The organism is Paenibacillus sophorae, assembly GCF_018966525.1.
GTDB lineage: Bacteria > Bacillota > Bacilli > Paenibacillales > Paenibacillaceae > Paenibacillus_AQ > Paenibacillus_AQ sophorae.
Genome location: NZ_CP076607.1, coordinates 3,906,088 through 3,929,358 on the forward strand (window position 1 = coordinate 3,906,088; position 23,271 = coordinate 3,929,358).

20 protein-coding genes and 2 riboswitches are annotated in these 23,271 nt (G+C 51.0%); of the genes, 5 read left to right on the forward strand and 15 right to left on the reverse strand.

The genetic code is table 11. The annotated features are described in order from the left end of the window. Positions 1-43: 43 nt before the first annotated feature. The 12 genes from KP014_RS18445 to KP014_RS18500 all read right to left on the reverse strand — a co-directional run bounded on the left by KP014_RS18445 (position 44) and on the right by KP014_RS18500 (position 15,299). Positions 44-2,518: an ABC transporter permease gene (locus KP014_RS18445; RefSeq protein ID WP_036587613.1), complete on the reverse strand. Its 2,475-nt coding sequence runs from the start codon at positions 2,516-2,518 to the stop codon at positions 44-46. Continuing rightward, positions 2,499-3,194, reverse strand: coding sequence for an ABC transporter ATP-binding protein (locus tag KP014_RS18450; RefSeq protein WP_036587610.1), 696 nt, complete (start codon positions 3,192-3,194; stop codon positions 2,499-2,501). The genes KP014_RS18445 and KP014_RS18450 overlap by 20 nt, the downstream gene beginning before the upstream one ends. A gap of 131 nt (positions 3,195-3,325) precedes the next feature. Beyond that, the gene (locus KP014_RS18455) at positions 3,326-4,399 is read right to left on the reverse strand and encodes an ABC transporter substrate-binding protein (RefSeq protein ID WP_090833705.1); all 1,074 of its coding nucleotides are present in this window, start codon (positions 4,397-4,399) and stop codon (positions 3,326-3,328) included. 42 nt (positions 4,400-4,441) lie between these two features. Next, positions 4,442-5,218: an ABC transporter permease gene (locus KP014_RS18460; protein WP_036595676.1), complete on the reverse strand. Its 777-nt coding sequence runs from the start codon at positions 5,216-5,218 to the stop codon at positions 4,442-4,444. Positions 5,219-5,257: 39 nt separating this feature from the next. Next, a complete protein-coding gene (locus KP014_RS18465; protein ID WP_051500125.1) occupies positions 5,258-6,043 on the reverse strand; it encodes an ABC transporter permease in 786 nt (261 codons plus the stop codon). Between the two features lie 460 nt (positions 6,044-6,503). Next, positions 6,504-7,229, reverse strand: a complete 726-nt coding sequence (queE, locus tag KP014_RS18470) for a 7-carboxy-7-deazaguanine synthase QueE (protein WP_036595674.1) — start codon at positions 7,227-7,229, stop codon at positions 6,504-6,506. After that, positions 7,226-7,705: a 6-carboxytetrahydropterin synthase QueD gene (queD, locus tag KP014_RS18475; protein WP_036595672.1), complete on the reverse strand. Its 480-nt coding sequence runs from the start codon at positions 7,703-7,705 to the stop codon at positions 7,226-7,228. Before queD ends, queE begins: the two co-directional genes overlap by 4 nt. After that, positions 7,705-8,367 (reverse strand): 7-cyano-7-deazaguanine synthase QueC, encoded by a 663-nt coding sequence (gene queC / locus KP014_RS18480; protein WP_036595671.1) that lies wholly within the window; start codon positions 8,365-8,367, stop codon positions 7,705-7,707. Before queC ends, queD begins: the two co-directional genes overlap by 1 nt. A 14-nt stretch (positions 8,368-8,381) precedes the next feature. Beyond that, the gene (queF, locus tag KP014_RS18485; protein WP_036595670.1) at positions 8,382-8,882 is read right to left on the reverse strand and encodes a preQ(1) synthase; all 501 of its coding nucleotides are present in this window, start codon (positions 8,880-8,882) and stop codon (positions 8,382-8,384) included. A gap of 132 nt (positions 8,883-9,014) precedes the next feature. Further along, positions 9,015-9,053, reverse strand: a riboswitch (PreQ1 riboswitch). A gap of 179 nt (positions 9,054-9,232) precedes the next feature. Next, positions 9,233-11,674: a heavy metal translocating P-type ATPase gene (locus KP014_RS18490; RefSeq protein ID WP_246590545.1), complete on the reverse strand. Its 2,442-nt coding sequence runs from the start codon at positions 11,672-11,674 to the stop codon at positions 9,233-9,235. Continuing rightward, positions 11,664-13,682, reverse strand: a complete 2,019-nt coding sequence (locus KP014_RS18495; protein WP_139210530.1) for a sulfite exporter TauE/SafE family protein — start codon at positions 13,680-13,682, stop codon at positions 11,664-11,666. The genes KP014_RS18490 and KP014_RS18495 overlap by 11 nt, the downstream gene beginning before the upstream one ends. 306 nt (positions 13,683-13,988) lie before the next feature. Next, the gene (locus KP014_RS18500) at positions 13,989-15,299 is read right to left on the reverse strand and encodes an S-layer homology domain-containing protein (RefSeq protein ID WP_090833706.1); all 1,311 of its coding nucleotides are present in this window, start codon (positions 15,297-15,299) and stop codon (positions 13,989-13,991) included. 44 nt (positions 15,300-15,343) lie between these two features. Between KP014_RS18500 and KP014_RS18505 the strand changes: the two genes are divergently transcribed. The 5 genes from KP014_RS18505 to ymzB all read left to right on the forward strand — a co-directional run bounded on the left by KP014_RS18505 (position 15,344) and on the right by ymzB (position 18,847). After that, positions 15,344-16,168 (forward strand): sensor histidine kinase, encoded by an 825-nt coding sequence (locus KP014_RS18505; RefSeq protein ID WP_036597157.1) that lies wholly within the window; start codon positions 15,344-15,346, stop codon positions 16,166-16,168. Further along, positions 16,165-16,818: a response regulator gene (locus KP014_RS18510; protein WP_036597156.1), complete on the forward strand. Its 654-nt coding sequence runs from the start codon at positions 16,165-16,167 to the stop codon at positions 16,816-16,818. Before KP014_RS18505 ends, KP014_RS18510 begins: the two co-directional genes overlap by 4 nt. A gap of 109 nt (positions 16,819-16,927) precedes the next feature. Further along, positions 16,928-17,221, forward strand: coding sequence for an ArsR/SmtB family transcription factor (locus tag KP014_RS18515; RefSeq protein WP_036597154.1), 294 nt, complete (start codon positions 16,928-16,930; stop codon positions 17,219-17,221). Between the two features lie 62 nt (positions 17,222-17,283). Next, positions 17,284-18,438 carry an MFS transporter gene (locus tag KP014_RS18520; protein ID WP_090833707.1) on the forward strand — a complete coding sequence of 385 codons (1,155 nt, stop codon included), beginning with the start codon at positions 17,284-17,286 and terminating at the stop codon, positions 18,436-18,438. A gap of 73 nt (positions 18,439-18,511) precedes the next feature. After that, positions 18,512-18,847 (forward strand): protein YmzB, encoded by a 336-nt coding sequence (gene ymzB / locus KP014_RS18525; RefSeq protein ID WP_036594003.1) that lies wholly within the window; start codon positions 18,512-18,514, stop codon positions 18,845-18,847. A gap of 124 nt (positions 18,848-18,971) precedes the next feature. Here the strand turns inward: ymzB and murB are convergent, their stop codons facing one another. The 3 genes from murB to KP014_RS18540 form a co-directional block, all read right to left on the reverse strand. Continuing rightward, a complete protein-coding gene (gene murB, locus KP014_RS18530; RefSeq protein WP_036594001.1) occupies positions 18,972-19,886 on the reverse strand; it encodes a UDP-N-acetylmuramate dehydrogenase in 915 nt (304 codons plus the stop codon). 172 nt (positions 19,887-20,058) lie between these two features. Continuing rightward, the gene (locus KP014_RS18535) at positions 20,059-20,859 is read right to left on the reverse strand and encodes an ABC transporter ATP-binding protein (protein ID WP_425517227.1); all 801 of its coding nucleotides are present in this window, start codon (positions 20,857-20,859) and stop codon (positions 20,059-20,061) included. A 268-nt stretch (positions 20,860-21,127) separates the two neighbouring features. Beyond that, on the reverse strand, positions 21,128-22,945 hold the full coding sequence (locus KP014_RS18540) for an APC family permease (protein WP_090833708.1): 1,818 nt from the start codon (positions 22,943-22,945) through the stop codon (positions 21,128-21,130). A gap of 124 nt (positions 22,946-23,069) precedes the next feature. Next, a riboswitch (cyclic di-AMP (ydaO/yuaA leader) is annotated at positions 23,070-23,230 on the reverse strand. Positions 23,231-23,271 lie beyond the last annotated feature (41 nt).

The following is a 23,271-nucleotide window of genomic DNA, read 5'->3' on the forward strand; positions in this document are numbered from 1 at the left end:
GCAGGAGCCTCGCTGCGACATGCCGCGCATTGCCCTCTGGGAATCAGGCGGCTTCGCGCAGACGCTCGGCAAGCGGTGCGCGGCGAACCCTCCTGAAAGCGGCAACGGGAGCCGCCAGACAAACCGCGGTCACCAGTACAATCACCGCCGCAAGCGGAACGGCCGGGAACGTATAAACCGCATACGTTGCCTCCTGGCTGAACAGGCGGTACGCGCCATAAGCCAGCGCATTCCCAAGCGCTGCGACAAGCAGTAAGGAAATGAACGCATACCAGGCGCCCTCCAGCAGCAGCAGCTTTTTAATCTGCCGCGAGGTCATTCCGACGCTTTCCAGCACCGCAAGCTCCGGCTTCCTCACCATAACGCCCGTAACCATAATATTGACGAAATTCAGCAGCCCGATCAGGGCGAGAATCAGCGCAAGTCCCCCGCCGAGGATATAGAAGGCCAGCTTGGCCGATTGGATCATGTCCATCATGTCGATTTTGGATTCCAGTTTTAGATCGCCGTTTCCGGCAATCGCCGCTTTGACCTGTTTCGCGACTTCCGGCCAGTCCTTCCGATCCGCATCAAAGGACACTTTATAAATGATCGGATCGGCTATAATTTGCTTCATGGCAGTTTGGCTAATATACACGTTAGGCGCCATACCATGAAAAGTAACTAGGCCATCGAAAGTAGCCATACCGCCTATTTCCAGTTCAGTTGCTTTTGCGGCGCCGTTAATCTTCATTGTAAAGCGGTCTCCGGTCTTGAAAGCGGGAATTTCCCCATCCAGCAGGGCCACCTGACCGCGCTCAAAGCGCTCCACGTTTACAGGAGACGGCAGCTTCTTATTCGCTTCACGAAAATCAGCCGGGTCAAGCCCTATCACATTCCCCCTGAACATATCGGGATTTTTTTCCAAATCGGTGTCACTTGGACGGCTTCCCATGTATTGAGCTGTAAGTTGATCCACGTATTTTCCGAAAACCTTCGGGTCATAGTCCAGTGCAGTATTTGCGAGATAGGCAGTTCTAATATCTTTTACACCGGGGATCGACTTGATCTTCGCCAATAGCTCGGGTGTAACGGCCTGCTTATCCCATCCAGACTCATGGGTTAATTCAAAATCATTTCGCATATTTTCGTCCACAAAATGTTCCGGGTTCATACTTAGCACAAGCGTGTTAATGACCAGAAAGGTGGTCAATCCGAGAAAAAGGGATAAAAATACAACGAGTGCGCGTTTTTTGACTCTGAAGATGTTGCGCAGTGCCATCCGGTGCAGCTTCGAGCCGCCGCTGCTCATTCTCGCTTTGGAAGAAGGAGTGATTCCGGTGTATTTGGTCGCTTCCACGGGCGAGATTTTGCCGGCAACCCTAGCCGGCTTGATGCAGCTGACCATGGTCGTGATCAAGGCGAACAGCGCCGCTCCGGCAAAAATAAGCGGATTAAACGAGATGCTTCCGCCAACCTGTAAGTCAATCGTGTTCAGAGCCAGCGGCACAATACCGAACGAAGTTGCCGCTCCGGCGACTAAGCCGATTGGAATGCCGATCAGCGCGAGCCGCAACGCCTGCCTCCGAATCATGGTCCGGATCTGCCGGCGCGTGACGCCGATTGTCTTTAGTAAACCATAAAACCGGGTATCGCCCGCCACCGACAGGTACAGCACATTGTAAATCAGCAGATAGCCGCTCAGCATAACGAACAGAACCAGACCGCCATAGCCAATTAGCGTGGATATCCTGCCGTTGTCCATGTACTCCATTCCGGATGCGGCGCTTAGCACCTGGTCTTTCGGGAGTTTGAGATCCTGCCGCATGTTATTCATTAATTTTCCAATATTCTTTTTGTCCGTGAATAAAATAGATGCCACACGGGTCTCTTGCATCATGGTTCCGCTCTGTTTCATGAACGGCTCCGATACAAGCAGACTGCCCAAGTCTCCGGAACTGAGCTGCGAGTAGTCTTTGAACCAGCCGGTAAGCTTGAACGTCTCTTTATGCTGCACCGCTTTACCACCCGTCATCGTTGTATAGCTGAGAGGAAGGCTCATCCCGATTTCAGGCTTATCGATCCCCATTTTCGAGAGCACATCCAGCGGAGCGGCGATTTCGTTTCCGGCGGCCGGATAAGTTCCCTTCCATCCGTCAATGGCAGGCCCCCGCATAGTGTTCCATTCGGTCTCATCATACCAGACCAAATGGGCAGCCTCATCTGGATCGTCCGAAATGCCTTCAGCGGCGCCAAGCACGGCCTGAAGTCCGACCGCCTTGACATAGCCGAGCCCCTTCATCTTCTCCAGCTGATCTTCCGTTGGAGCGGGCAGTACGGCCTGGGCAATCGTGCCGTCGATCTTGGTCTTCTGCATATCCCATGATTTGGAAACGCTCATGCCGATGCTGAAAAAAGAGGTAATCAGCCAGGTCGTCAAAATAATGGCCAGAATAACGAACCGGTTTCTCGTACGGCTCATCTTCATGCTCCCGGCTGCCAGCTTGTTCACGGCGGTCTTAGTGTTGTTGGGAAACATGGTAGACCCGTCCTTCCATAATCTGCCCGTCCTCGATTCGAATCACCCGGTCGGCCATCAGGGCAATTTCCTCGTTATGCGTTATCATAACCATCGTCTGATTAAACTGCCGGCTGGTCACCTTCAGCAGCCCGATCACTTCCTGGCTCGTGGCACTGTCCAGATTGCCGGTCGGCTCGTCCGCCAGAACAAAAGAGGGCTTGGCCGCCAGCGCTCTGGCGATGGCGACCCGCTGCTGCTGGCCTCCGGAAAGCTGGCCCGGCAGCCGATGAAGCAGCGCCGTTAAACCCAACGTTTCGGCGACATTCGAGACAAACTCACCATCGGGACGGTTGCCGTCCAGTTCGATCGGCAGAACGATGTTGTCGTACACATTCAGCACGGGCACCAAGTTATACTGCTGAAAGATGAACCCGATATTTCGTCTGCGAAAAATCGTCAGTGCGTCATCGTTCATTGCATAAATATCCTTGCCGCCGATTAAGACCTTCCCTTCAGTTGGCCGGTCCAGCCCGCCAAGCAGATGCAGCAGCGTGGATTTCCCGCTTCCTGACGTACCAACCACCGCCGCAAACTCTCCGTTCCTTATTTCCAGATCCACTCCCCGAAGAGCCCTTACTACATTGGAACCCTTGCCGTATTGCTTGATCAGGCCGCTTGCCTGCAAAATGGACATCTTACCCTCTCCGTTTCTCTGCGTATTTTATTCACGACCCATTATATTGGATAGTTCTTACATTCTCATGACAAAAAACGGCTTCACCTTCCTTTGCAGGAGGGCGAAGCCGTTTTTATCTTAGGATATTTTTAGCTGCTGAACTGCGTAGTGACGATATCATCAATCTTGACTTCGTCTTTCTTCAGCGTGCCGGACTGAACCAGATCATCAATCCATGGCTGGAAGAGATCCGTTGGTAATCCCTTGTCCGTAAAGTAATAGTGGGTGGCATTTACCGGTTGTCCGATATATTCGGCGGTAAGCTTGATGGACTCGTCCGTATTGTGATTAATCCAGTCCTGAGCTTTCTTAATGGCATTTACGAAGCGTTGCACCGCTTCCGGATTCTCCTGGATAAATTTGTCGGTAAAGTAATAAACGGAAGCGCCTGATGCCGCACCCAGCCCTGTATCATGGGAATCGGCCAGCACGGTAAGCTTGGAATCATTGGCCAGCTTGTAGAACGGAGGATGAATGCCCGCGATATCCAGGTTGCCCTGCTGAACGGCTTGAATGGCAGCCGTATCCGACTCAAAAGCAACATATTGAATTTGATTAGGGTCTAATCCTGCATTTCTAAAAATCTCATTAAAAATAAAGGTGCTGCAGTTCGGTGCGGTGCCGCTGACTGTAATTTTGGCTCCCTTCTTCGATTCAACATACTCTTTTAATGTTTTACCGGCAAATTTCTCACTGGTCACATACCGCATATGACGGAATTTAGGATCTACACTATCCGGCGGATCCACCTCGCCCAAAGTAACGGCCTTGACCTTGGCTCCTCCTGCAATATATGTAGCCAATGCATTAGGCAATGTCGCTCCGATATCATTGGTTCCGTTCAGAATGGCCGGAAGCTTCTGTTCCGTTTTCAACTCACCCGTATATTTGACTTCGAGGCCTTCCTCCGCGAAGAATCCTTTTTTCTCGGCGATGACCCAAGGCGTTGAGGAGCAATTCAATTTGGTATCGGTTTTGAGCGTGATTACCTTTTTGCCGGAATTTGCCGCATTATTATTCGCATCCTTGAGATTATTCAAGCCAGCCGCACCTTGGATCGTGTCCGATGTTCTTCCGTAATAGCTTCCAATTCCGATCCCGCCGGCAATAACCACCGCCAAAGAACCGATAATAATGAAATTTGTCTTCTTCTTGTTTGCCATTTCCTAATAACCCCCTAGATTTTGTAATTTAATTTGAATCGCCTAATGAATTTGAACAGCTTCTTTCCATACCAGAAAGTGCTTCTTCAACCTGCCAAATAAAAGATTGATAAGGATGGACAACACCGTAATATAGAGAATGATGCCGTACATTAGCGGCAGCTGATACTTTGTAGTGGCGCTGATATAATACCAGCCCAGTCCTGTGCTGGCCCCAATGACTTCTGAGGCGATAATCATGAAGAAAGATAATTGGGCCGCAATTTCAACGCCGGTAAATATGTTGGGCAGCGCATACGGCAGGATTACCTTGAGAAAAAGCTCCCGTCTCGTCGCACCCATCGATCTTGCTGCGCGAATGAGCGAATAGTCAACGGCTCTGGCGCCGGCCATCGTATTGAACAGCAGCGGCCACAGGGTAGCCCAGAATACAATCGCTACTTTCTCGGCAGTGCCAATTCCGAAAAAGATCATAAATATGGGAATGATGGCAAATGGGTTCAATTTCTCGCACATCCGAAAAAAAGGCAGCAGCAGCTTCTCGGCAGATTGGAAGAATGTTCCGAGCAGAAAGCCTAACGGAAGGGCAACGAGAATGGAAAGTGCGAAGCCCATGCCTACTCTCCCTAGGCTAACTGCGGTCTGTTTGAACAGCACATCCGAAGTTGCCGCAGTCCAAAGACTCTTAATAACCTCTGAAGGCGGGGAAATTACACCTTTCGGTACCAGTCCAGCTCCGATTTCCCAGAAAATAAAGAACAAAATAATCGGAATGCTTCCATAACCAACTCTTCTTAATCTTGACCAGAACGAGCTCATGTGTTTAAGCTACCTCACTGTCTATTAAGTCTTTAGATGCTAAACGGTTTGTTCCTCCGCTACCTCTTTCCAGTCAACGATATTCTCTTCCAGAAAATCCAGAATGAAATTCAGCAGCGCTCCGACTGCGGCCACGATCAAAGCCCCGAGATAAATCCGTTCGATGAATCCCATGCTCTGCGCATTATGGATGAGCCAGCCCAGCCCTTTATCCGCCCCCATGCTCTCCGCGCCAATCAGCATGAAGAAGCTCATCGTGAGACCTGTACGCATGCCGGTCATGATCGCCGGAAAAGCTGCCGGAAGTACAACCTTAAAGAAAATCTGAATGCGGCTGGCATTCATGGCTTTTGCTGCGCGGACAAGAAGCGGATCAACCTGGCTTATCCCGGCAATGGAAGTGAACAGAATCGGCCAAAAGGATGACCAGAAGATAACCGTATAGATTCCTCCTTCTCCTATGCCGATAATTATGACAAATACGGGAAAGAGAATATAAGGCGGAATCTGGGAAAGAAACAGGGTGAACGGCCTAATGAACCGGGCCAGCCATGGAAGCGCGCCAGCCAGTATAAATCCGAGAGGCAGGGCCAGAATTGTGGATATAAAAAAGCCTACAAACACCCTTTTGAGACTTATTGCAATATACAGCAGAATATTTCCGATTCCCAGATCCGCTCCTACCTTAATAATTCTGGAAAAAGGAGGAACGAAAACAGCACTGACCCAACCAAGTCTGGGAGCAAGCTCCCAAATGACGATAAGCAAAAAAAACAGATAATAGCTTGTCAGCGCGTTATGAATCGACTTCAATGCCTTAATCATGTGATGATCAGTCCATTCTGATGGTTATAATTGAAATTCAAGCCGGCAAAATAACAACATTACGTTGTTAGATGAATTATTGCTGTAATTGTTTACAGCCAATTCCGTCAGCGCCTGACTAGAATATTCATATAAACTCCCCTTTCTCTATAAAATCCAACCCCCAGCTGCTTTCCCTCCTTCATCCGGTAAAGCCGACTCTTGAAGAAAGCAAGAAGGCCGGCTCCACGACCTGTTTACAGGTGTTGAGTCCGGCCTCTGGCATTCCAGTCAGCTCGATAAATCCTCACTTTGTTTATCGGAATTATTTAATTTACATCCTAAATGATTGCCTGCTGAACTGTCAATCGTTCATCTTACACTGTCAACAAGCTGTAATAAATAAAATGCATTTTCAGAAAAAGAAACAAATTTCACAGACAAATGATGACGGCAGTATAAACAGCTTTTTGCGGCTAATTTATTTCCCCCGCTTGTTATGCCAGATCAGCGCATGCAGCTGAGGAAGAACACGCGCGGCGTTCATCTCGGGATCGGCAATTACTTTCTCAAACAGCCACTCCAGCTTGTTCAGCAGACGCGCTGATATGTCGCCTTCTTCCGTGACATTATCGTTCCCTGGCTGGAGAAAAAACGGAACATCGGGATAACGGTGATGAATCTGGGCCGCATACTTGTAGTCTTCGTCATCAAAGACGACGACCTTCAAGCTGTGATTGCCCTTCCCGCTTGTGCGAACCCGCTCCATGATACTGTCCAGCACATCCCAATCGGTAGACATCCCCGAGCTTGGCGGCTTCGGACTGATGGTAAGAGCATCCACCTCCATGAACCAGTCCTGCCAGCGGCTGCCCTGGGTTTCAATCGCGGCCTTGATGCCGCGTTCATGGAGAAGGTCGATCAGCTCGGACAGCCCCTCTCCGATCAGCGCCGGATTGCCGCCGGAGATCGTCACACAGTCGAAGCGGTCGCCTCCAAGCTCCGTTAGACCTGACATAATCTCTTCGGCGTCCATCATGACCCGTTTGTCTTTACCACTGCCGTCCCAGGTAAAGGCGGAATCGCACCAGGTGCAGCGGTAGTCGCAGCCGTAGGTGCGGACGAACATCGTCTTAACGCCGATGACCGCCCCTTCTCCCTGGATCGTCGGCCCGAACATTTCGATTACCGGAATTTTGGCGCTCATAGATCGCAGCCTCCATACAGCCGGTACGACGGACCTTCTTCGGGGATGTCTCCGGCCAGGACCTCAGCCCAAGCGGTCGGCGTCTCCCACAGCTTGACGGAATACACCGGCAGGCCGCTCGTCTTCAGCGTATAGGCGATGTAGCTGGCCAGATTCTCGGCCGTCGTACGGAAAGACAGCACCGCCGTCTTCGAGCCGCTCGACTTAAGGGCCTCCAGAACGGGCTCGTCGCCTTTGGCGAGAAAAGCATGGTCCAGCCTGTCGACAACCCGTTCCTTCACCAGCTCTTTAATATCGCCGAAATCGACGACGAAGCCTTCATCGGAACGCCCCTCTTCTGCGATCGGCTTGCCTTTCAGCACAACCTCCAGCTTATAGGTGTGCCCATGAACGTTGGCGCATTTCCCTTTATGCCCGACCAGTTGGTGCGCCGCGTCGAACGAGAAGATTTTGCATACTGAAACCTCATGCAGCATTAGCGGCCCACCGTCTTTCTAGCCGCTTCATATTGCTTCAGACCGCGATTTCGAAGCTGGCAGGCCGGACACTCGCCGCAGCCGCTTCCCTTGATACCGTTGTAGCAGGTCAGCGTGTGCTCGCGGATATAGTCGAACTGGCCGAGCTCGTCGGCCATCTGCCATGTTTCTTTTTTGTCCAGCCACATAAGCGGGGTATGAATAACGAATTCGTAATCCATCGACAGATTAAGCGTAACATTGAGCGACTTCACGAAGACATCCCGGCAGTCCGGGTAGCCGCTGAAATCCGTCTGGCATACGCCGGTAACAATATGGTTGTACGAGAACTGCTTGGCCAGAATTGCCGCGAAAGACAGGAACAATAAATTCCGACCGTCGACAAATGTGCTCGGAAGCTCCCCGTCCTCTCCCGCCTTAATCTCGATATCCCCTCGGGTCAGAGCGTTCGGCGCAAGCTGGTTCAGCAATCCCAGATCCAGAATATGCTGCTTCACATTGAAATGGGCGGCGATTTCCTTGGCGACTTCAATTTCGGCCGCATGCCGCTGATTATAGTTAAAGGTCACGACCTGTACTTCTTCAAACTGCTGCAAAGCCCACACCAGGCACGTAGTGCTGTCCTGCCCGCCGCTGAAGACGACCAGCGCTTTTTTATTCATGTTCGAATCTCTCCTTATCGGTTGTCGATTGTCTCCGGGTACAAATCATGATTCAGCAGCCGATGCTCAGCCATTGCCTCATATTTGGTTCCCGGACGGCCGTAGTTGCAGTAAGGATCGATGGAAATGCCGCCGCGCGGGGTGAACTTGCCCCATACCTCGATGTAGCGGGGGTCCATCAGCTTAATCAGATCGTTCATGATGATGTTGACGCAGTCTTCGTGAAAATCGCCATGATTGCGGAAGCTAAACAGATACAGCTTGAGCGACTTGGACTCCACCATTTTTTGTTCGGGAATATACGAAATATACAGGGTGGCAAAATCGGGCTGGCCGGTGACGGGGCACAGGCTCGTAAACTCCGGACAGTTGAACTTCACAAAATAATCCCTGCCGGGATGCTTGTTGTCGAACGACTCCAGCACTTCGGGAGCATAGCCGAACTTGTACTGCGTCCCCTGGTTGCCCAGCAGCGTAACGTCCGGCATTTCTTCTTTCAATCTTCCTTCGGACATAACAAAAAATCCCTCTCTTTTCCTTCGGCATCCTCCGCCGGTATTCGGAAAGAAGAACGAGATTTCATCAAACCTGATCCATGTAGACTAAGAACGTGAAAAATGGACATACCCATCCCGGGTATATCGGATCTTAGTTTTTTATAGAGGGAGTTTGCGAACCTCTCCTGCGAAAAAACCGCAGATTTTCTTCTTCAATTATTCTTTATGCGTCTAGAACTATACCACAGGGAGCGCCGATTAGACAAGACATGGCAAACGGCTCGCCAAAGGCGGCAAGCGCCGTTGATGAGCCGCATTAGTTTTAGGCCGAAGAACGAGCCGTATGAGTCTGATACTGTTCTTTCTGATTATGACCGAATTTCTTGCAAACGGCGTTTGCTTTGGAGTACTTTTGGGTGTCTCAGCTTGTAGCGTCGCAGACGCAAAGAGTTAAACAGGACGGACAGGGAGCTTAAGGCCATAGCGCCAGCAGCCACCACCGGATTCAGGTAGCCTGCGGCTGCCAAAGGAATCGCCAGCAGATTATAGATGAACGCCCAGAACAGATTCTCCTTGATAATGGTCATGGTCTTGGCTGAAAGTCGGATTGCAGATGGTATAGCTAGAAGGTTGTCTTTTAACAACACAATGTCCCCTGTCTCGATTGCCACGTCTGTGCCCGATCCAATGGCAATGCCGATATCAGCCGTTGCCATGGCAGGGGCGTCATTGATCCCGTCTCCAATCATAGCCACAACCTTGCCTTTTTGCTTCAGCCGCTCAATCTCCTGCGCCTTGCTCTCCGGAAGGACCTCCGCCACCACATGCTGAATTCCCAATTGCGCGGCTATCGTTTCCGCCGTCCGGCGATTATCGCCTGTAAGCATATGCAGTTCCAGTCCCATTTGCTTTAGTTCGGCAACAGCCTCAAGCGCCCCTTCCCTAAGCTCATCTGCTAATCCGGCCACAGCTTCGAGCACCCGGTCGATGGCTACAAACACGGTAGTCTTTCCGTTTTGACGAAGCAGCTCTGATGCCTGGCCATCGAACCGCTCCAGATCCACACCATACCCGGCAAGGAAAAGCGGCGAACCCACCAGCACCTCTGCACCGTCGACGAAAGCGCAAACCCCTTTTCCCGGAACAGCGATAAAGGTTGCAGGTTCGGGTATGCCCTCCTGGAACCTTGCCGCTCCGGCTTCATAGATGGCCTGACCCAATGGATGCTCCGATCGTTTCTCCGCCGCAGCGGCCAAGAACAGAATACGATCTTGACTTAATGACCGGTCTGCGCCTCCGGCTGCAATAAGATCGGTCAAATGTGGTTTGCCGGACGTCAGCGTTCCTGTTTTATCAAATACCACCGTCGTAATCTTCCCTGCCCGCTCTAGCTGCTCACCGTTTTTGACTAGAATTCCGTTTTGAGCGCCTCTGCCCATACCGGCCATAATGGCAGTAGGTGTCGCGAGCCCAAGGGCGCAGGGGCAGGAGACAACCAGCACGGCTACCGCGTTGATCAAAGCCTGGTCCAGCAAGAACAACACGCCTCCATAAACAACCCAGAACCAGTACGCAAACGTAAGGAATGACGCCAACAGAACAAAAGGAACGAAATAGGTCGCCACCTTGTCCGCTATTTTCTGAATGGGCGCTTTACTGTTCTGGGCAGCCTCCGTCATTTGTACGATTCGGGCGAGGAAGGTTTCGCCTCCCACCTTGGTTGCCCGGAATTTGAAAGTTCCATGCTGATTGAAGGAAGAACCGATAACGGTATCCTGCTCGCCTTTTTGTACGGGAGTGCTCTCCCCTGTCAGCATGGATTCGTCCACATACGAGCTTCCTTCTGTCACTATGCCGTCCACCGGTATTTTCTCGCCCGGGCGAACGATGACAATATCCCCCACCTGCACTTCGGCAATCAGCAGATCCTGCTCCTCGCCATCCCGGACGACCCGGGCCGACTTGGCCTCCAGTTCCATCAAGGCGCGAATGGCGCTGGAGGTTCTTCCCTTGGCCACCGCTTCCAGATATTTCCCAAGAAGAATCAGGGTAATGATGACGCTAGAAGCTTCAAAGTAAATATTTTTCATCCCAAGGATAATCAGAGGCTCATTATATAGAACCGTATAAAGGCTATAGCCAAACGCGGCGCTTGTTCCGAGCACGACCAGAATATCCATGGTAGCTTTTCTCGCTTTAAGGGAATAGAAGGCGTTTTTATAATAAGGCCAGCCGATGATGAATTGTACGGGAGCGGCAAGAGCCAGCTGGAATTTCCAGTCATGCAGCCATATCGTTTTTTGTCTAATAGCATCGAGAATTTGCGAGAACACCGTTTCCTGCTGCCCATAAATCACATCATGGCATAGTCCCAAGCCTCCAAGCAGCATGGCGAAAAAAAGCGGAAGACTGAACAGGACGGAAATAATGAGACGAATCCTCAGCTTGTTCATTTCCCTCTGTCTGCCGCTGCCACGGCCACTTTCTTGTTCTTTTCCTTTAATGCCTGCTGAAAAACCCAGGGATTCGATGACACGGATTGCCTCCGAAAGTTCGACGGTCTCTTCTTCATACTCAAAAAGCACTTTCTCTGTCGCATAACTGACCGATACGCTGCGGACCCCTTTCAACTTACTAAGCGCCGCTTCTATTGTCATAGAGCATAGCGTACAGGTCATTCCGTATACACGCAGGGTAGCTTCCGCCATCCTGACCCCTCCTTCCTTGGTATGCATTGCTATTGTTCCTTCACCTGAAGAATCGGGCAAATGCACTGCGAAGCCGCTGCCCGCTCTTCTCTTACTGTCCATCTGTTACTGTAATGCTGCTTTCAATCATTTCCATCCAGCAGGTAAATGGGAACTTCCCCGTTTCTCCTGGAGTGAATTCAACAATATTGTCTCCGGGAACGAGCTTTTTGCTCAAATGAAAGGCAGGGACGATGATCTCATTGTTGCAATCGTTCAACTGATTTTTTGTTACACGGATGATCCATTTGACCGGGGTTCCTTTCTTAACTTTAATAGGAGAATAGCTGTTGCTAGTTACAATGGTGACAACGGTTTGGATCTCCTGCTCGCCGCTATTTACGGCCGTCCCCGTCCCGCTTGTGGACCCGGCCTTCGGAGCAGAGGACGGGGCCGTCGAAGCGGCAGGCGCTGCAGCTGGCATCGAAGAAGCCGGGGACGGAGCCGATGCCTTAACGTCCAATTTTCGATTGCCAACCGATGGTACCGCTACTGCTGCAGCGTCTGCCGCAGACTTCGCGTTCTTCTCGGAAGAGGAATGTCCGGCGCTCTTCGATGCCTGGGCTTTTTGTTGAGTTTGCCCATGCGTAGGCGACGGCCCGGGCGTCGACTTCCTCTCAGACTCGGCGGAGGGCTTCGCCAGATACGTCTTATGCGCGTCTGTACCGGGAACGGCGGCGCTGTCTTCATGCTTCAAGCCGTCAGCCCCTGCCGCCGCAGCGGCCTTTCCGTTGTTTCCCGGGCGCTCCGCTTCTTCAGCCGGAATACTCGGAGGTATATGCAGGGCCCCGCTTCCGCCAGACGCAATCTGGAAGCTTCCGGGAGAAGCTTCCGGTTCTGCCTCCCGCCCATTGGCCGACGAGCGATTCCTGTCGTAACGGCTGATGTCCTCCACAACAATAATGCTGCTCTTGATCATACCCATCCAGCAAGTGTACACGAACTCTCCCTTCTCATTAGGTGTAAACCGGATTGTATTGTCCCCGGCATGAAGCTTCTGCTCAATCTTAAAGCCGGGAAGGCTTAGGGCATTGTTGCAGTTATTCAAATCCTCTTCATCGACATGCAGATTCCAGCTGACTGGAATACCCTTCTGCACGACGATCTGCGGATAGCTGTTCTTCCCTGCCTGTGCTTGGGCAACCTGCGTCTTGCCATCCTTGTCCAACCGGGCAATCACCGCACTGCCGGTCAAACGGTCATATCCGTAAGGAAGGGAGACTCCCGATAGGGCAAACCCTCTATTCAGCATAACCAGACCCAGAGCAATGACGATCAGTGCGCTTGCCTTCAATACTCGCCCGGCGAACTTCTTGCTCAGCATCGGATGCACGGCCCCGAACAGGAAGAGCATCGGCACCGTGCCGAGGGAAAAAACCAGCATGGAAAGAGCCCCGTGAACGACGCTGCCCGTTCCGAGGGCATACAGCTGCATGATTTGCAAAGGTCCGCAGGGCATCAACGCGCTCAGCAGGCCTACCGCAAATGGTCCGAGACGGGAAGCGCCGTTTCTAATGAGGTTAAACGCAAAAGAAGGCATGCTCAGATTGATTCTGCGCAGCGCCTTGAACAAACCAAGCAGGTTGATCCCCATGATGATCATGAACAGTCCGCCGATCAAAGGAATAACCCCCCGCCAAACACCGGAAAATTGGAACACCTGACCAAGCCCTCCAGCGAGTCCCCCAAAAATCGTATAGGAAACCACTCGGCCTCCGTTATAGCGGATTGAAGGTGTGTAACGCCGAAAGCGTTCCAGCTTGCCGTCCCCGTTTCCGGTGCGTATGGACTGGGCGATTGCGATCCCCCCACACATTCCCGCACAATGAAAAGATGTGAGAATGCCAACCGTCAAAATCATGCCGTAGCTTGCATTCATGGATAGCTGAGGCACGTTCTTCATCATGATTAGATCTTGGAACATGCTGTACGCTTCAGGATGAAGCAGGAGCAGTATGAAAGCTGCAATAATCGCCGCAGCCAGCGCTATCCACCCTGTTCCTTTTTTAATGAACCGAATTTGTTGATTCCTCTCGTTATCGTGATTGGAATCCGTCAAGTGATGAGACATAGCTTCTCCTTCCCCGTTAGCTGAATTATTCTGCCTGCGGAATGACAACCTTACTTGCTTGCCGCTCCGGACTTTAATCTGGCTATTCTTGCTCCTTCTGGCGATGAAAAAAGAGGCAGAAACAACTCCCTCAAGGGATTGTTCTGCCTCTGGTATTACCAGTCAACATTAAACCAAGTTTTTTAATAGGAATTATATAATTAAATTTACTATACAACATATTTTTCATTATGCTATAGCTTTTCCCTTACAATTTGTAGCAACATTATGACATTCCGAAGAACGAGGATCTTAGAAGCTCTATTCTTAATGATGATTGGAGTGTTCTGTCTCTTCTGTCTCGTCCATATGCTTCATACTGCCTGTTCCCTCTTGATCGCCCAACACCGCCGCATCAACGGCAGATATATCCTGAGCGAGGGCTGCCACATGTAAAGTGCCGCCTTCAATTACGCCTGAAACATGAATGGCAATATTCGTTTCCTTTTCAATGCTGTCTATCAAGACAGCAGCCAATTGATGGCCTCTCGCATCAAATTTGTAGTATATGTATTTGCCATCCGCCTGAAGCACGCTGATGCCAAATCCGGACGAGGCGCAGCTAGGCATCAGCAGGCATGCCTTGGAATGCTTTGTGGGATCACTTATGCCGCTGTGATGTCCTTCGATGAGAATGCCGTCCAACTCTTTTAAAGCGGATACCGCTAAGCCGCTTTTGTCGGGCGCAATCTTCAACACCTGCAGCTTTCCGGGTACCAATCCGGCCACCGCTGTTACTGTGGCTGTCCCGGTTTCAATACCGGCTACTGCGGGAGTGCCGGCAAGGGAAGCGCCGTCTCCGCTCAGTGGATAGACCGTGCTCCCACCGCTAGCCACCTTTACTTTGAGGCCAAAGCCCTTGGCCGACTGCACAATTGTGCCGGTAAGCTCCTGCTCCGCTGCGAAAGCTGGCGGCTGCAGGTTCTGCGGCAGCGTTCCGTTCGCATCGGCCAGAAAGAAGACGGCCTCCGACCGGGTTAATGGTTTGTGCGGAAGAAGGTATCCATCGGAAGATGCTTCGATGTATCCTTGAGACGCCGCCTGCCGCAGCCATTTCCCCGCATCTCCGGCAGGAAGAAATGCAAGATCCTTGTATTCCTGCAGCTTGTCCGCCGGCGCCTCTTGCCAGTGAAGGGCGGATGCAAAGGCAGCGGATGCCTCCGCACGGGTTACCGGCTGATTCGGCCGGAAGGCTCCATGTTCATTCACGCTTAAGTAGCCTTCGGCTACGGCCTGGGTCACCGCCGATTCATACCACGCGCCGGAACGTACGTCGGAGAGGGCTGCTGTATGCTTCTTCTCTGCCCCGGGGAATGCATTCGTGAGCAGAACGGCCAGCTCCGCCCGGGTTATTGATCCTTCCGGTCGAAAGCTGCCGTCCTGGTAGCCGCTCAGCAGCTTCTGTTCAATCGAGCTTGTAATAATCGGCTCAGACCAATGACTGCTGTAATCCTTGCTGTGCACATGGCCTTCATGGGCGTAAATTGGGCTTCCACCCGCCTGTAAGGCTGCGGCAATCGCTAATACGGCAAGAGGAGCCTTTCTAATCGGTGTACTATTCTTTCTGTTCATTTTCATCCAATCCGTTCCTCCCAATGAATGTGTGTGCCGCGGGGTTGCAGATGACCTATAAACAAATTAAATGGTTGATTCTTACCATTCCAACCATTACGATGGGAATATGGGAGTATGCTCGGCACAAATTTCTACTTCCCTATATTTCGATGGATTTGGGCAATTGGCTGGCGCCTGCTGTCGTATTTTTAGTGTCCATTTTGTTCCTAACCCCGTTATTTTCATTAATGGAGAAAAATCAGGCAGAACTGAACGAGGCAAGGAGCCTGCAAGCTGCTCTTCAGGAGCGTGAAAAAATTTCCAGAGAACTGCATGACGGCATCGCACAGTCCCTGTTCCTTCTGAATGCGCAGGTAAACCAAATCGAAAAAACACAGAATGCCGATGGCATTCCTTATCAGACTTTTAAGGAAAACATCCATCGTACAAATGTTTATGTGAGAGAAGCCATCGCCAATTTGAGGTATCCCGCTGACTTCATCTCTATCCCCTGGACCCATGGGATTAAAAGCCTGATCGATAATTTCAAAAAAGAAACCGGCCTATCATTTTCGGTCAAGTGGAGCCTGCCGGAAAATATGCTCTCTGCAAAAGAAAAAATCGAACTGCTTGCCTCTATTCGTGAAGCGTTAGTAAATATCCGCAAGCATGCAGGAGCGCGCAACGTCCGTATAGAAGCGCAAGTTACGATAAATGGATGGGAGTGCTTGGTGTCGGATGATGGAAAAGGATTTGGGAGCGCGCCTGCCCAAGACAATCGGTACGGCCTGAAAATGATGGAAGATCGCGCTAAAATGATGAACTGGCATTTTAAGATCGGAAGGAAAGCCAACGAAACCATTGTTGCCATTCGAAAGGAGGAAACAAGATGAGTGCGCCTTCTTTTCGTGTGCTTATTGTCGATGACAGCGATCAGGCCCGGGAGGGAATCCGCACCATCCTTGGCGGCGATCCGGCATTTGAATTTGTAGCCGAAGGAAAGAATGGCATGGAAGCCCTCGAATTAACAGAGATGTGGATGCCCGACTTAATTCTGATGGATATCCAAATGCCTGTGATGGATGGTCTTGAAGCGACCAAAAGAATCAAGGCAAAGTTTCCCTATGTTAAAATCGTTATCGTCACGGTTTCCGATGATATTACCCATTTGTTCGAAGCCCTAAAAAAGGGTGCACAAGGCTATTTATTAAAGAATTTAAAGCCGGAGTCCTGGCACGAATATTTAAGGGCGATTTCCGTGGATGAGGCGCCTATGACGCGGGAGCTCGCTTTTCTCATTCTCAACGAATTTTCCCAGATCGAAAAACCGGCAGCTTGTACGGACCCATTAACTTTCCGGGAACGAGAAATTCTCGCTCTGGTCGCCAAAGGATTGTCTAATCGTGAGATCTCGTCGCGCTTGATTATATCCGAGCATACGGTAAAAAATCATTTGAAAAACATTATGCAAAAGCTTCACATGGAGAATCGGGTGCAGCTTGCAAGATACGTCTACGAACAAAACTGGCTGAGCAAAAAGTGAACAAATAATGAGTCGGAAACGGACGTTGCCAAGAGCGGAGCTGTCATCCTCGTTCAAGAGATTTAATATCCCGTATTGACAGGGCTCTGCATGACGATATAATAGTTCTATGACTATTGAACAACTTGCCGCTTCTGACGAACTACGTGTACGCATTTTCAAGGCTCTGGCCGATCCTACCCGTCTGCAGATCATTCGCACCCTAAAGGGCAGCCGTACTGAACTAAACTGCGGAGAGGTAGGGGAACGCTGCGAAGCTTCCAAATCGAACGCCTCTTACCATTTCCGCACCCTGAGGGAGGCAGGGCTGATTCTTGTCCGAAAGGAAGCTCAGACCAAATACATACAGCTTCATTATGAGACATTCGACACCTATTTGCCCGGATTCCTGGATTCCCTGTGATCCGGTTTTTTATAGCTATATTGTTCAATAGTTATTTAACTAATGAAATAGGAGACGCATTTATGCAAAAATCAAGTTTGACACTCTTCTTTCTGATCATGTTTGCCATAGGCACGGATACTTTTCTAATTAGTCCCCTTCTGCCCGTCCTTAGGCATGAGTTCCATGTATCTACGGCAAGCTCGGGCTGGATGGTCAGTGCTTATGCGTTAGGCTATGCCTTATTCGCCCTGGTGGCGGGACCGATATCCGATCGGCTCAACCGTAAGCATGTTATGGTGTTCGGGATGGCCGCATTCTCTATTTCCACCGGCTTATGCGCCGCTGCTGTCGGCTTTTGGAGCATGGTTCTGTTCCGTTTTCTTGCCGGTGTCAGCGCGGCCGTCATATCCCCGCAAATCTGGGCGTCCATTCCAATCCTGCTTCCCAAGGATAAAATATTGCAGGGAATGGGTATTGCCACCGCCGGTCTCTCCATCGCCCAAATGCTGGGACTGCCGCTTGGCAGCTTTTTCGCCGCCCGCGATTGGTCTCTTCCCTTTATCATCATCGGCTTGTTTTCTCTCCTGCTGACCTTGCTTCTCCTGTTCCTGCTGCCATCTCTTCCGCCCCGCAGCCCATCTGGAAACCGTCTTTCTCTCTTGAAGCCATACTTTGGGTTGCTCTCTTCCCGCATTGCGGTTACCGCCTTTGCCGCATATTTTATTTTTCAGATCGGCAATTTTGCAGCTTTCTCCTTTCTTGGCTCCTGGCTCTCCGGCGCGTTTGGACTGAATGTGGCTCAAATCGGCCAAGTCATGCTGTATCTTGGTATCGGCAACATGCTTGGCAGCCTGTTCGGCAGCCGTCTTAGCATGCGATTTGGCCGCTCTGCAACGCTGCTGTCCGGTATTGCAGTGAATAGTGTCATGTTCCCGGTGCTCGCGCTGACACATAATCTTGCGGGTATCAAGGCGGAACTGCTTGTCATCTTCGGCATTGCCGGAATTCTGTTCCCTATCATGATAAGCATCCTTCAATCTTTGACGGACACTGCACGCGGAACGGTTTCGGCCCTGACGAACGCCTTAATGTATCTCGGTACTACAATTGGAGCCGCTGCCGCTGGCGGGATTTATCAGACTTCAGGCGTCTTCATTGCCGTTACTTTGGTAACTGCGCTCTGCTTTGTCCTCTCCGCCTTCCTCTTTCGAAAAAGTGGAGTAGCAGCATCTTAGATGGATTCAATTTGCCATAGCAGGGTAAATTACTGATTAAGACTGACAATGCGGCAAAGGATGGGATCTTAGGATGGAAGAACATGTGCAAATGTTGGCCGATTGGCTTAACGGGCATACGGGCGGAACGATTGTTATCGAAAAACAGGAGATGGAGGACCGCGACAAGGTTTATTTTAAGCTGGATCGTGTCGATTACCGGAATGCCGATGACGTCGTGGATCATTATCTGGACAGCGCGCTGATCCTGCACGGCACGGGCAGCACGATGAACGCGGACGGAGACCTCGTCCCCCTGCCGCTACAGAGCTTCGAGATCGCTGTCACCGGCCTTGCCTTCTCTTCTGCGGATGAGAAAAGAGTACAAGCGCAAACGGAACGGGCCAAATATACGTTTACGCTCGAGTAAGAACAAGCCAAAAAGCTGCGGGGAGCGCTTCCCCGCAGCTTTTTTGAAGAATAAAAATGTGAATAAGTTTACTATGTCCTGCTGCGCCTACCCGCCCGCCGCTGGCGTCGGGTAATGCATCCCTTTAAAGCTCTTCCCCGATGATCTTGACTTCCGTTTCGAGTTCAATGCCAAATTTATCTTTTACTGTCTCTCTTACATGCTGAATTAACCCGATATAATCGCTTGCCGTGGCGTTATCTGCATTAACGATGAACCCCGCATGCTTTTTCGATACTTCGGCGCCACCGATTCTTGTTCCCTGAAGTCCGCTTTCCTGAATCAATTGACCCGCATACCGTCCCGGGGGACGTTTAAAGACACTGCCGCAAGAAGGGAATTCCAGGGGCTGCTTGGATTCCCGCATTTCGGTCAGCTTATCCATCGAAGCCTTGATTTCATCGTAGTTTCCTGGCTTTAAGGCGAACCGGGCTTCCAAAATGAGATAATCTCCGCTTGAGAACACGCTGCTACGGTAACCCCATTTCAGCTCATCGCCTTCGAGCACAGCCATCACCCCGTTCTTGTCAACGACAAGCGCGCTTTGCAGCACATCCGCTACTTCCCCGCCGTATGCGCCGGCATTCATATAAAGTGCGCCTCCGACCGTGCCGGGAATGCCGCAGGCAAATTCCAGACCTGCCAGCTTGTGCTCTAAGGCAAAACGGGAGGTCTCGATAATCTGCGCTCCGCACTGGGCTATGATCACATCATCCTCCAAGCTGATACCGGTTAATCTGGACGTGTGCAGGACGATTCCGCGTACGCCTCCGTCTCTGATAATCACGTTCGAACCATTTCCTAATATGGTAAGCGCAATGCCTTTTTCGGCAGCATATGTAACGATCGCTTGAATTTCTTCGTAAGTCGAGGGCGATGCAAGAATGTCGGCCCTGCCGCCCATTTGAGTGAACACATGCGGTTTGAGCGATTCATGGCTTTTAACTATTCCAGTCGGAACAAGCCTCTCCAGTTCTTCTTGAATTTTCCCGATATCCATGGGTCTGCTCCTTTATCTGTTTTGCTTATGTCAGGCATCCCCAACTTTAACAACGAACAGGCTCCCTTGTCAATGACGGGAGCCCTATAGACGGTTATTAAGTTAGCAGGACAGAAGGACTCCGGCAAGATCAGCCCCGTGCTCCCGGAGCGGCAGGCTTCACGTCTGCCTTTCAGACGGCTGTTCGCTCTGCCAGGCTGTGAGGAAAGCACAGAGGCAATCCCGTGCGCGGGTCTTCGACAATATCCGCCTCGATGCCGAACACTTCGCGCAGCACCTCCGGCGTCATAACATTAACCGGTGCGCCTTCGCTAATTACTGTGCCCGATTTAATCGCCACCATATGCTGCGCGTAGCGGGAGGCGTGATTCAAATCGTGAACGACCATGATAATCGTCCGGCCTTCCTGTTCATTCAGCACCTGCAGGAGCTGGAGCACCTCAAGCTGGTGTGCCATATCGAGGAACGTCGTCGGCTCATCCAGGAATAAAATGTCCGTCTGCTGGGCCAGCGCCATAGCGATCCATGCGCGCTGACGCTGGCCTCCCGACAAGCGTTCAATCGGCCGGTCGCTGAATTCTTTCATCCCGGTCACTTCAATGGCCGAGGAAATGATGTTCCGGTCCTCTGTAGTGAGCGCTCCGAAGCCCTTCTGATGCGGATAACGGCCGTAGCCTACCAGCTCAGAAACGGTCAGTCCGTCCGGAGCGGTCGGATTTTGGGGCAGAATGGCCAGCTGGCGGGCGACCTCCTTGGTCGATTGGGAATGGATCGATTTGCCGTCAAGCAGTACGCTGCCGCTGGCCGGCTTCATCAGCCTGGCCATCGTTTTGAGGATTGTGGATTTACCCGAACCGTTGGCGCCGACGAGAGCCGTGATTTTTCCGGTCGGAATCGACAGATTGAGATCCTTAACAATAATCGACTCCGCATAACCGATACTTAATTGAGTTGCATTCAAACGCTCCAACATCAGCTTCACTCCTTATATCTGTTTATGTGCAACATGTCATTCTTCATTAGCGCACCGAACTTTTACCTTGTTTTCTTAAATGATATTGATTCTCATTATCTCTGTCAACTTCTATATCAAGAGTTGCGGTTCTAGTCGTTATTCCGTCAATAAGCAAGAAGAAACGGCTGCATCATCATTTAGCCTTTGGGGATACGTATACGAAAAAAGCTGCCATCGGAGAAATTCTCCAACAGCAGCTTTGCGTTACCCGGACAATCCGCCGGAGTTATTTGTTAAGATGATACGGCACCGTCGCAACGACGATATCCTTATTATTCATCAGGTAAGTTCGGATAAAGACACTCGTCTGATTATGCAGGATGGCCTGCCACCAGTGCTTGGTGATAAATTGCGGGATCAGAATGGTTATATGGTCCGTCGAAGCGGTCTTCCATTCCACAGTATCGATAAATTTGACCAGCGGGCGCAGGACACTGCGATACCGTGAACGAAGCACGATAAGACGCACTCCGGGGTCCCATTCCTCCCATTTCTGTTCCATCTTGCGAATCTCTTCCTCGTCAAAGCCGATGTATACGGCAACCACATTGTCGGTCAGTGATTTCGCATAGCTGATTGAATTAAGTACCGCCCGGGTTACAGCGGATACCGGAATAACGATCGTACTTCCCTTGATCACCGGCTTATCCTTATCCAGCTGAATCCGAAGCTCATCGGCCGTGTTCTTAAAATGACGGTGAATGCGGAGAAAGATGAGCATCACGATCGGAAGGAAAATAAAGGCCACCCATACGTTCGAGAATTTAGTAATGATAAAGATGAGCGTAATGGTAAGAGTTGTCAGCATGCCAACGGTATTTACGGCAAATTTGGTCCGCCAGCCGGGCGGCTTCAGCCTGAACCAGCGCACCATCATACCGAGCTGGGACAGAGTGAACGGAATAAATACGCCGACGGCATAAAGCGGAATTAGATTTCCGGTTTCACCGTGAAATGCAGCCACAAGCAACGACGAAGCCACCCCGAGAAAAATGATACCGTTGGAGAAGCCGAGACGGTCGCCGCGAACCATAAAGGCATGCGGTAAATATTTATCTTTCGCCAGCATGAACGACAGCAGCGGGAAGGCCGAGTAGGCCGTATTGGCGGCCAGGAACAGGATTACCGCCGTTATCGCTTGAATGCCGTAATAGAGGACCCCCCGTCCGAAGGTCGATTCGGCTATTTGGGAAACGACCGTTGCTGTTGGACTCGGGGTAATTCCAAACCAGTATGCCAGCAGCGTAATACCGGTAAACATGAATCCCAGAATGAGCCCCATCATCATCAGTGTCTTGGCGGCGTTCTTCTCGGCGGGAGCCTTGAAGTTCGGGATCGCATTCGATACAGCCTCGACCCCGGTCAGGGCCGAACAGCCGGAGCTGAAAGCTTTAAGAAGCAGGAACAGACTGACATTGGATACGGCGGAGCCGATTTCGGGAACTGCGGCGTGACCGCCGCCGGTCACGTATTTGACCAGTCCTGAAACAATTAGAACCACAATGGACAAGACGAACAAGTATACCGGGATAGCAATGAAGGATGCCGATTCGGTAACGCCGCGGAGGTTAATTATGGTCAGTATGATAATCACCGTAACCGCAATTGCCACTGAATGATCGTGAAGGCTCGGGAATGCCGAGGTGATCGCATCCGTTCCCGCCGAGGCGCTTACGGCAACCGTTAGAATGTAATCCACAAGCAGGGAACCGCCGGCCAGCAGTCCTGTGGAAACGCCGAGATTTTCCTTAGCTACAATATAAGCTCCTCCGCCATGAGGATAAGAAAATATCGTCTGCCGGTAAGATAAAATCAGAATCGCCAGCAATCCCAGTACTGCGAGTGCAATCGGCAAAGAGTACCAGATAGCCGTAAAACCGGCAGCTATCAGCACGATCAAAATCTGTTCCGTTCCGTAAGCGACGGACGAAAGGGCATCTGACGATAGAACGGCAAGTGCCTTCAGCTTGGATAGCTTTTCCTGGTCGAGTTCGGTTGATTTTCTGGGACGACCGATTAACAGTCGTTTTACTCTGCTTACCATGTAGATACATTTCCTCTCTTTGGTGAGTTGAAACGGTAGTACCGCGCGCCGTTTTCAGTCGTGGATTTTCAAAAATAAGGGCACAAAAATAAGCATGCGGAAATGACCGCATGCTTATGCATGATCATTATCCCACTGTAGCTTACGAGGTTAGCTGGCGGATTCGGACTGTGGAAGCCCTACGGGACCGGATTGACTTAACCGGCACCGATTCACCCCGTCGACCATAGCGGTCAGGTTGGTTCCCCCGTTTTTCCTAACTGGAAAATTCAGCGCATATTCAACTTCTCACAAGGTCTAATATTAGTCCATAAAGCGAGAGCCGT